This window comes from Ruegeria sp. BHSB056, assembly GCF_059613305.1.
Window position 1 is genome coordinate 1 of sequence record NZ_JBXWSG010000118.1, and the last position, 9,036, is coordinate 9,036.

The following is a 9,036-nucleotide window of genomic DNA, read 5'->3' on the forward strand; positions in this document are numbered from 1 at the left end:
ACCAAACCGTTTTCCAATGCCGAAGTTCTGACAGCCGTGCGTGACCTTCACGCGCAGGCGACGCGCTTATGATGTCCGGCGAGGGCAACAAGACCAAACCACCGGGCGCACGCCCCTCGCTTTTTCTGGAACGACAAAGCTATCGTCGTCACAGGCTGACGGATGCCGCCCGGATTTTGCCCTTTCTGGGTGCGGCGCTGCTGGCCCTTCCGTTGCTGTGGCCGGACCCGTCCGGCGGGGATGCGGCGGTGCCCTTGTCCTCGGCGATGTATTACATATTCCTCTGCTGGGGCGCGCTGATCCTGGCCGGGTTTGTCTTTGGGCTGGCCGCCCGCCGCATGGCCGCGCGCGAGGGATCGGACACGGGCGCTGAGTGATGGCCACCATAAACGTTCTGATTCTGGTTTGCCTTGCCTATGTCGTGTTCCTGTTCGCAGTGGCCTTCGCCGCGGATCGCATGGCTGCGGCCGGGCGCGGCAAATGGTTGCGTTCACCCGTGATTTACACGCTGTCCCTGTCGATCTATTGCACCGCCTGGACATTTTATGGCGCGGTGGGCAACGCCGCGCGGTCGGGGCTGGAATTTGTCACCATCTACCTCGGTCCGACGCTGGTGATGGTCGGCTGGTGGTGGGGGCTGCGCAAGCTGGTGCGCGTCGGGCGCAGCCAGCGGGTCACCTCGATCGCCGACCTGCTGTCGTCCCGGTATGGCAAGTCGAATACGCTGGCGGTCTGCGTGACCATTCTGGCGGTGCTCGGCGGCACGCCCTATATCGCGCTGCAACTGCAATCGATTACCCTGTCATTCTCGATCTTTGCCGAGGCTGACCCGTCAGGCCTCTATCGCGAAGGGTCCAGCGTGTTCTGGGTCGCGGCTGGACTGGCCGTGTTTGCCATCCTGTTCGGCACCCGCAATCTGGACGTGAACGAACGTCACCATGGCGTGGTCACGGCCATCGCGGTCGAGGCCGTTGTCAAACTGTTTGCTCTGATCGCCGTGGGCGTTTTCGTGGTATGGGGGATCGCGGGTGGAATTGGCCCGATGATGGACCGGATCGACGCCTCGGAAATCGGCCAGTGGAACGTCGATGCCGGGCGCTGGACGACGTTCATCTTTCTGTCCGCCGCCGCCTTTATCTGCCTGCCCCGGATGTTTCAGGTGATGGTGGTGGAAAACGATGACGAGGGCCATCTCAGAACCGCTGCCTGGGCCTTCCCGCTCTACCTGCTGTTCATGAGCCTGTTTGTCGTGCCCATCGCCGTGGTCGGTCTCGACCTGCTGCCCCAGGGCGCCAACCCCGACCTGTTCGTGCTGACCGTGCCGCTGTCTCAGGGCAATGACTGGCTGGCAATGCTGTCTTTCATCGGTGGGTTTTCCTCGGCAACCTCGATGGTCATCGTCAGTGCGATGGCCCTGTCGACGATGGTGTCAAACCATGTGGTCATGCCCATCTGGCTGAACACGCAGGAAGGCACCGGCTCGGTGTCGGGCGATGTGCGCAACATTGTCCTGATGGCACGCCGAGTTTCCATTGCCGCCATCATCGCGCTGGGCTTTTTCTACTACCGGCTGTCCGGGGGTGGCGCGGCGCTGGCCTCGATCGGGTTGATCGCCTTTGCCGGTATCTCGCAGATTCTGCCGGCGCTGGTTGGGGGGCTGTTCTGGCGCAGGGCGACCCGGACCGGGGCGCTGGTCGGGCTGACCGTTGGCTTTGTGCTGTGGATTTACACACTGCTGCTGCCGGGGATGGGCGGCGCGTGGATGCCCGAATCCGTGCTGCAAAACGGCTTGTTCGGCCTCGGCTGGCTGCGCCCTCATGCCCTCTTCGGGATCGAGGGGATCGATCCGATGGTGCATACGGTGATGTGGTCTTTGTCCCTGAACACGCTTGCCTTCTGCGTCGCGTCCCTGCTCAGCTTTCCCAGCCCCTTGGAACGGTTGCAGGGGGCACAGTTCGTCAACGTCTTTGATCACTCGGTCGCGCCGCGCGGGTGGTCCGGGTCGGTGGCGCAAAGCGAAGACCTGATGATCATGACGCAGCGCATTCTGGGCACCGGCCCCACGCAGGAGTTCTTTCAGGCCGAGGCGCAAAAACAGGGTGGCCGTTCGCACCTGCCGGAACCGACGCCGGGATTTCTCAACCGTCTGGAACGCGAGCTCAGCGGCTCGGTCGGTGCGGCCATGGCCCACGCGATGATCGGCCAGATCGTGGGCGGATCGTCGGTCTCAGTCGAGGATCTGCTGGCCGTGGCAGACGAATCCGCGCAACTGCTGGAATATTCCGGCCAGCTCGAGGAAAAGTCCTCCGAACTCAGCCGAACCGCACGCCAGCTGCGCGAAGCCAACGCCAAGCTCACCCAGATTTCCGAACAGAAGGACAGCTTCCTGAGTCAGGTCAGTCATGAATTGCGCACGCCGATGACCTCGATCCGGGCGTTTTCGGAAATCATGCGCGACACCGATGGCCTCAGCCGCCAGGAGCAGACCCGCTATGCCGCGATCATTCATGACGAAGCCCTGCGCCTAACCCGGCTGCTCGATGATCTGCTGGATCTGAGCGTGCTTGAAAACGGGCAGGTCAGCCTCAATCTCAGCGATGACAGCCTGCGCTCGGTTCTGGACCGCGCCGTGCCCAGCGCTCTGGCCGGGGCGGACCGAAAGATCACCGTCCGCCGGACCCGCACGGCCGAGCGCATCTTTCTGCATACGGATCTGGATCGGTTGGGGCAGGTGTTCATCAACCTGATCTCGAACGCGCAGAAATACTGCGACGCGGACGATCCGGTGCTGGTCATTTCTGCCCATGATGTTGGCGGGCGGGTCATCGTCGACTTCATCGACAATGGCTGCGGCATCCCACCGGGCGCGCGTTCGATGGTGTTTGAGAAATTTGCCCGCGTGGGCGGCGACAAGGCTGGCGGAGCGGGGCTTGGTCTGGCCATCTGCCGCGAAATCATGCAGCGGCTGGGGGGTGAGATCACCTATCTGCCGGGGCAGGGCGGTGCGGCCTTCCGGATCAGCCTGCCACAGGCCTACCAGCAGGCGGCGCAGTGAAGCGGCCATAAAGAACTTGGTAACGCCCGAGGGTGTAAACCGGTTGCCAGGTTCTGGAACAATTGGTGATCGGGCGTCATGTCACAAGATGTCAATGCCGCGTTGGCGCGCAAACTGTCCGTTGGGCAAAAGGATCTGGGGGATCGCCCGCGCTCGGTTCTGCGGGCGCTGCGCCTTGGGTTCGCAAGGGCGGCGGGCGACCGGCTGAACCTACCTCTGGCAATTATCGGGGCAAAGCAATCCAATCAGTCGCAAGAGGTGCCGGGGGACGCCGCGGGGCAGGATTGGCTGCTGCTGGTGTTTGACGGCCCCGAAGGCCGCGCCGCGACCTGTCTCAACCCGAATGCGGTCTCGGCCATTGTTCAGGCCCAGACCATTGGTCAGGTCCTGTCCGGTGATCCCGGCGCACGCATGTTTACTGATACTGACGCCGCCATCGTGGCCCCCTTGATCGAAGCCGCGTTGACCGGTTCCGCCGCTTTGTTCGACGCCTCAAGCGATCAGATTTGCCTTGCAGGGCTGGAATTTACCTCGCGCGCCAAGGATTTGCGCACCCTGTCACTGGCGATGACGGAAGAGGCGTACCGCATTTTCGAACTGACCGTAGATCTGGCGAACGGAGAGCAGCAGGGCCGCATATCTGTGTTTCTGCCTGAACATCCCGCCGCCTCGGATGAAGCAGAAGATAACGGGGACAAGGCTGATCTGCGCATGGATCAGTGTTCGGGCGTAATGCGGGCGGAACTGACCGCCGCGCTGTGCCGCATGTCGTTGCCGCTGTCCGACCTGTCCGGACTGCGGATCGGGGACATTCTGCCGTTGCGCGGGGCCCGTCTGGACCGGACCGAGGTTCTGACGATTGACCGGACACGCGCCGGTATCGGTCGCCTTGGGCAATGCGGTGGCCTGCGGGCCGTGCGGCTGAATGAAACCGCTGCATTGCCGGCCCTGACCGGCGCTGACGCGCAGGATTTCATCGCCAGCAAAAGTGGAACACCACCGCAGGATCATCCGGTCGAACCAGCTGTGCATGATGCGCACGCTCAGACCGTCCCGGCCGGGGTGTCAGATCTGACAGATAGCGATCTGATCGTGAACGATTCCGAACGGATGGTCGCTGAAATCACGCAGCTGGCGGGGTTGGCACCCCCGGAGTCCACCAGCTAGGTTGAGGGGCACTTAGCCGCCAGTGCTGCGGATCTGGTCCAGCATGGGGCGCAGATTGTCCAGCTGATACCCGGCTTTGCCGGTCGCACTCAGGATGTCGTCCGTGCTCATGTGGTCGCACTGGCCCAGCGCCCAAACCACCGAACACCGCGTGCCCGAGGCGCAATAGGCCAGAACAGGGCCACTGCCGTTTTCCGCCATGTCGCGCTGCCGCTTCACGTTCTCAGGCGTCATCGTCTGATGGGTCAACTCCAGCACCTCGTATTCCATACCGGCAGCCCGCACCGCTTCGCCGATCGCGTCGGATTGCATGGCCGGGGGAACTTCGGCATTGGGCCGGTTGCAGATCACCTTGGCAAAGCCAGCCTCGGCAATGGCCGGAACATCCTCGACCGTGATCTGCGGCGAGACAGCATAGCGGGGGGTAATCTGACGAATCTCCATGCCAATTCCTTAGGCCGCGTTTGCCGCCCTGTCCAGTTGCGCGCCCAGCGGTGGTGCCACGAACATCCCGGCCGCCATTGCAACCAGAAAGACCAGCCCGCCCAGCCCGCCATAGCTCAGCGAGGCCATCGCCGGTCCGGGGCACAGTCCGGCCAATCCCCAGCCCATCCCGAACAGAACCGAACCCACGATCAGCCTGCGATCAACCTCGGGCTTGGCAGGGGGGGGGAAGGCTCCGCCGGTCAGGGCGTTCTGGCGACCTGTTGTCATCCGCCATGCCACAAGCATCGGCAGAATGGCACCGCCCATCACAAAGGCCAGCGTCGGGTCCCAGTTGCCAAACACATCCAGCCAGCCCTGAACTTTTGTGGTGTCTGTCATGCCCGAAATCAGCAACCCGGCGCCGAACAGTGATCCGGCAATCAACGCAATGATAAGACGCATCAGATCACTCCCAACACATGACGCAGCAGCACAAGGGTGACGCCCCCGGCAAGGATATAGAAAACGGTGGCCACGATGCCGCGCAGCGAGAACCGAGAGATCCCACACACCCCGTGCCCCGAGGTGCAGCCATTGGCGATCCGTGTACCGATACCGACCAGCAGCCCGGCCAGAATGACAACACCCAGATTGCTGGTAAGATGCGTCTGAGCCTCGGGCAGAATCAATGGGCGCAGAAGAAGGGGCATTCCGACAAGCCCCGCAATAAAGGCTAGCTTTTCGGCCATGCTCCCCTTGGCGCTGCCATCGACAAGGCCGCCCAGAATGCCGCTTGCGCCCATGATCCGGCCATTGCCCAGCAGGTAAACCGCCCCGGCCAGACCGATCACCAGACCGCCGCACAGTCCCCAGATCCACTCTATATTCATGTGGGATTTCCCTTTGTGATTTGTTGTGCCCGCGTCACAGCTTGTTGACCGGCAGTTTCAGGAAAACATCGCCCTGTTCATCCGCCGGGGGCATCTGACCGGCCCGCATGTTAACCTGCAAAGACGGCAGGATCAGCCGCGGCATGGCCAGCGTGGCGTCCCGCGCGTCGCGCATTTCCACGAAGTCTTCGATGCTGCGCCCCTGTCCGATATGGACGTTCAGCGCCTTCTGCTCACCCACCGTCGTTTCCCACGCGTATTCGTCGCGGCCCGGAGCCTTGTAATCATGCCCGACATAGATGCGGGTATTGTCCGGCAGCGACAGTATCTTCTGGATCGACTGGAACAGCGTGGCCGACGATCCTCCGGGGAAATCACAACGTGCGGTACCAAAATCGGGCATGAACAGCGTGTCACCCACAAATGCGGCATCGCCAATCACGTAGGTCATGCAGGCCGGTGTATGGCCGGGGGTGTGCAGCACGTCGCCCCGCATCTGGCCGATGTGAAAGCTGTCGCCTTCCTTGAACAGAGCGTCAAACTGGCTGCCATCGCGCTGAAACTCGGTTCCTTCGTTGAAAACCTTGCCAAACGTGTCCTGCACGGTAACGATCTGGTCGCCAATCCCGATCTTGCCGCCCAGCTCCTGTTGCAGATAGGGGGCCGCCGACAGGTGGTCGGCATGGACATGGCTTTCCAGAATCCACTCGACCTTAAGGTCCTGCGCGCGCACAAAATCGATGATCTTGTCCGCCGAGGTTGTCGACGTCCGCCCCGAGGCATGGTCGAAATCCAGTACGCTGTCGATGATGGCACAGGCCCGTCCCTGAGGTTCATGAACCACGTAGGAAACCGTAAAGGTCTGCTCGTCAAAAAACGCTTTCACTTTCGGTGTCATGATCTTCTCCGTTTCGGTCTCGCATATCATATATGTGAATTGGAATGTGATGCAATATCGAACCTGAATTTGATGCCGGTCAAAGCAACCGCTGTAATTCTGGCTTAATCTTTAACCTATCCGCGTCAGATTGCCGAAACTTCGACCATGGCAGGCAATTTCCCGCACAAGGCTACGATATTATCTGCGGGTCGTAATCCCGTTACGTATATTGGGGATACTGGCGCCACTTGGGAGGATGGTTATGACACCGACTGGTCTTTATTCCGAAGCCGAGCAGCTTGAACGTAAGCTTGTGAACGCGGGTCTGGAAACGCGTTTGGCGCTTCAGCCGAGTGTAAGTAAAATTGTTGACCGGATGCGGCAGCAGGGGATGGAGGTGCCATCGCGCCTGCGTCGTCTGGATGCGGCCTTGTGCGAAGATGCGATTGAAGCGCAGTTTGATAACTTGCCGGTGTGAACCGGATGGTCATCCAAGGGATATTCCGAGGATGACCAGCATCAATCCAAGCACCGACAGAAACAGCGAGGCCAGGTTCCAGGGCAGGACGCCCTGAACCACCGCGCGCAGCTCGTCATCCGACAGACCGGCCTTGCGCGCCCGCATCACGCGAAGAATGCACCAGACCAGACCGGCAAGCCCGGCCACAGACAGGGCCGCACCGCCCCAGGTGATGAATTCAAACATGGTTCCCCGCATATCCTCGTGACCTGATCACGCGCTTAACGGATCGGTTGGGGTCATACAAGTGCGCCAGCCCATTGGGTGCTTGCGACCCGGGCGGCAGCACTGTATCCGGCATTCCACACCAGGGTTTCAGCCTCTGGGGCAGGCGTGTCAGGAAGGTGCTCCCGTTGATCGGGCCACCGCCGTTCACCGCCAGCCGCAGGCTGACCTCTTCTGGTTGCAGGTCCATAACCGGGAACAAAAAAGATGAGCATGTCTGAAGAAGCAGAAGCAAATTACAAGGTCACCGCGGGCGAGCTGCGCCAGTTTGTGGAACGTATCGAGCGCCTTGAGATGGAAAAGAAAGACATCGCCGACCAGATCAAAGAGGTCTACGCCGAAAGCAAGTCGCGCGGCTATGACGTAAAGGCCCTGCGCAGCATCATCTCGCTCAGAAAAAGGGACAAGGATGACATCGCCGAGCAAGAGGCCGTCATCGAAATGTACAAAGAAGCGCTGGGCATGACCTAAGCCCGACCGCCATGAAACGATCTATGGCTCTGGAATGGGTTCAATGCCCTGAAAGAGCCGCTGGCCCAAGGGATGCAACGGGCGCGCGCAGCGGGTCCCCCTTGCCAAGCGCGTGGTACGACCACGCACAGCGCTTGACGCCTCCGGGCTGTATCGAACCGCCCATAAACCAAACGCGCACTACTAAAGTCTCAGACACGCCAATGGCCAAAGACGCCGGAACACCCAAACCCTTCCGGATAAAAGCGCGCGATTTCGCAGGAATATGAAGGATGGTGCTGCTGGAGAGAATTGAACTCTCGACCTCTCCCTTACCAAGGGAGTGCTCTACCTCTGAGCTACAGCAGCGCTGTGGGCGGGTGATTAGACTCAAACGAAACGCGGCGCAAGGGTGTCTGGACGGTTTTTTTCGCCTCCTGTAGAGAAAGATCATGACGGATAAAAATTCACCCAAAAAACAAGGTAAACCCGGCGATGCGCGCGAGGCGCGGCTGAAGGCGGCGCTCAAGGCCAACATGGCGCGTCGCAAGGCGCAGGCCAAGGCGCGTGCGGCAGCAGGGGACAAGCCTGACAAGGACGAGGGATAAGAGCAGATGGATTCGATTCTGGTAACGGGCAACGGCCCGCTGAACGGTCAGATACCGATTGCGGGGGCCAAGAATGCGTGCCTGACGCTGATGCCCGCAACATTGTTAAGCGAAGAACCGCTGACGCTGACCAATGCGCCGCGGCTGAGCGACATCAAGACCATGACCGCGCTGCTGCAATCGCTGGGGGCCGAGGTGTCGTCGCTGCAAGACGGTCAGGTGATTGCAATGTCCAGCCACAGCCTGACCAGCCAGACCGCCGATTATGACATCGTGCGCAAGATGCGCGCCTCGAACCTTGTGCTCGGCCCCTTGCTGGCGCGGTTCGGGCAGGCGGTCGTGTCACTGCCGGGCGGTTGTGCGATCGGCGCCCGTCCGATGGACCTGCATGTCGAAGGGCTCGAAGCACTGGGCGCCGAGATAGAGCTGAAGGACGGCTATCTGCACGCCAAAGCTCCGGGTGGTCTGAAAGGGGCCGTGCATCAGATGCGCTTTGCCTCGGTCGGGGCCACCGAAAATATCGTCATGGCCGCCACGCTGGCCAAGGGCACCACGGTGCTCAAGAACGCCGCGCGCGAGCCCGAGATCGTCGATCTGGTTGAATGCCTGCGCAAGATGGGTGCCCAGATTTCCGGCGAAGGTACCCCGACCATCGAAATTCAGGGCGTCGACCGGCTGCACGGGGCCACACATCAGGTTGTCACCGACCGGATCGAGTTGGGCACCTATATGCTGGCCCCGGCGATTTGTGGGGGCGAGGTCGAACTGCTGGGCGGTCGCATGTCACTGGTCGAATCCTTTGCGGCCAAACTGGA

The 9,036-nt window shown here is 61.3% G+C and carries 13 protein-coding genes, 1 tRNA gene and 1 pseudogene; 8 read left to right on the forward strand and 7 right to left on the reverse strand.

Translation table 11 applies throughout. From position 1 onward, the window contains the following. The 4 genes and pseudogenes from AC2FND_RS18640 to AC2FND_RS18655 all read left to right on the forward strand — a co-directional run. Positions 1-72 (forward strand): annotated as a pseudogene (locus tag AC2FND_RS18640) (two-component system response regulator); the annotation flags it as partial. Beyond that, a complete protein-coding gene (locus AC2FND_RS18645; protein WP_480495074.1) occupies positions 69-377 on the forward strand; it encodes a hypothetical protein in 309 nt (102 codons plus the stop codon). The pseudogene AC2FND_RS18640 and the gene AC2FND_RS18645, both read left to right, overlap by 4 nt. Then, positions 377-3,055, forward strand: a complete 2,679-nt coding sequence (locus AC2FND_RS18650) for an ATP-binding protein (protein ID WP_496771252.1) — start codon at positions 377-379, stop codon at positions 3,053-3,055. Before AC2FND_RS18645 ends, AC2FND_RS18650 begins: the two co-directional genes overlap by 1 nt. A 78-nt stretch (positions 3,056-3,133) precedes the next feature. Continuing rightward, positions 3,134-4,222: a FliM/FliN family flagellar motor C-terminal domain-containing protein gene (locus AC2FND_RS18655; protein WP_496771253.1), complete on the forward strand. Its 1,089-nt coding sequence runs from the start codon at positions 3,134-3,136 to the stop codon at positions 4,220-4,222. A gap of 12 nt (positions 4,223-4,234) precedes the next feature. Here AC2FND_RS18655 and AC2FND_RS18660 read toward each other — a convergent pair whose 3' ends face one another. Genes AC2FND_RS18660 through AC2FND_RS18675 form a run of 4 tightly spaced genes read right to left on the reverse strand, consistent with a single transcriptional unit; the run spans position 4,235 to position 6,436 of the window. Beyond that, positions 4,235-4,666 carry a protein tyrosine phosphatase family protein gene (locus AC2FND_RS18660; protein ID WP_496771254.1) on the reverse strand — a complete coding sequence of 144 codons (432 nt, stop codon included), beginning with the start codon at positions 4,664-4,666 and terminating at the stop codon, positions 4,235-4,237. Between the two features lie 9 nt (positions 4,667-4,675). Next, entirely contained in the window at positions 4,676-5,110 is a 435-nt protein-coding gene (locus AC2FND_RS18665; RefSeq protein ID WP_209505770.1) for a DUF6691 family protein, read from the reverse strand. Further along, positions 5,110-5,538 carry a YeeE/YedE family protein gene (locus tag AC2FND_RS18670; protein WP_267366620.1) on the reverse strand — a complete coding sequence of 143 codons (429 nt, stop codon included), beginning with the start codon at positions 5,536-5,538 and terminating at the stop codon, positions 5,110-5,112. The genes AC2FND_RS18665 and AC2FND_RS18670 overlap by 1 nt, the downstream gene beginning before the upstream one ends. Positions 5,539-5,572: 34 nt before the next feature. Beyond that, positions 5,573-6,436: an MBL fold metallo-hydrolase gene (locus AC2FND_RS18675; protein WP_209505774.1), complete on the reverse strand. Its 864-nt coding sequence runs from the start codon at positions 6,434-6,436 to the stop codon at positions 5,573-5,575. Positions 6,437-6,680: 244 nt separating this feature from the next. Between AC2FND_RS18675 and AC2FND_RS18680 the strand changes: the two genes are divergently transcribed. Then, a complete protein-coding gene (locus AC2FND_RS18680) occupies positions 6,681-6,896 on the forward strand; it encodes a hypothetical protein (RefSeq protein ID WP_209505776.1) in 216 nt (71 codons plus the stop codon). Between the two features lie 9 nt (positions 6,897-6,905). On the opposite strand, the gene AC2FND_RS18685 is transcribed toward AC2FND_RS18680, so the two are convergent. Continuing rightward, positions 6,906-7,124 (reverse strand): hypothetical protein, encoded by a 219-nt coding sequence (locus AC2FND_RS18685; protein ID WP_209505778.1) that lies wholly within the window; start codon positions 7,122-7,124, stop codon positions 6,906-6,908. Continuing rightward, a complete protein-coding gene (locus AC2FND_RS18690) occupies positions 7,117-7,353 on the reverse strand; it encodes a hypothetical protein (RefSeq protein WP_209505780.1) in 237 nt (78 codons plus the stop codon). Before AC2FND_RS18690 ends, AC2FND_RS18685 begins: the two co-directional genes overlap by 8 nt. Before the next feature lie 17 nt (positions 7,354-7,370). Here AC2FND_RS18690 and AC2FND_RS18695 point away from each other — a divergent pair, with 17 nt between their 5' ends. Next, positions 7,371-7,634: a DUF2312 domain-containing protein gene (locus AC2FND_RS18695; RefSeq protein WP_209505782.1), complete on the forward strand. Its 264-nt coding sequence runs from the start codon at positions 7,371-7,373 to the stop codon at positions 7,632-7,634. 273 nt (positions 7,635-7,907) lie between these two features. On the opposite strand, the gene AC2FND_RS18700 is transcribed toward AC2FND_RS18695, so the two are convergent. Then, positions 7,908-7,982: transfer RNA gene (locus AC2FND_RS18700), tRNA-Thr, on the reverse strand. An 83-nt stretch (positions 7,983-8,065) separates the two neighbouring features. On the opposite strand from AC2FND_RS18700, the gene AC2FND_RS18705 reads away from it, so the two are divergent. Together AC2FND_RS18705 and AC2FND_RS18710 are read left to right on the forward strand one after the other, a co-directional pair. Next, the gene (locus tag AC2FND_RS18705; protein ID WP_209505784.1) at positions 8,066-8,221 is read left to right on the forward strand and encodes a hypothetical protein; all 156 of its coding nucleotides are present in this window, start codon (positions 8,066-8,068) and stop codon (positions 8,219-8,221) included. Positions 8,222-8,227: 6 nt separating this feature from the next. Next, the coding region (locus AC2FND_RS18710; protein WP_496771255.1) for a UDP-N-acetylglucosamine 1-carboxyvinyltransferase at positions 8,228-9,036 on the forward strand (809 nt) is incomplete at its 3' end.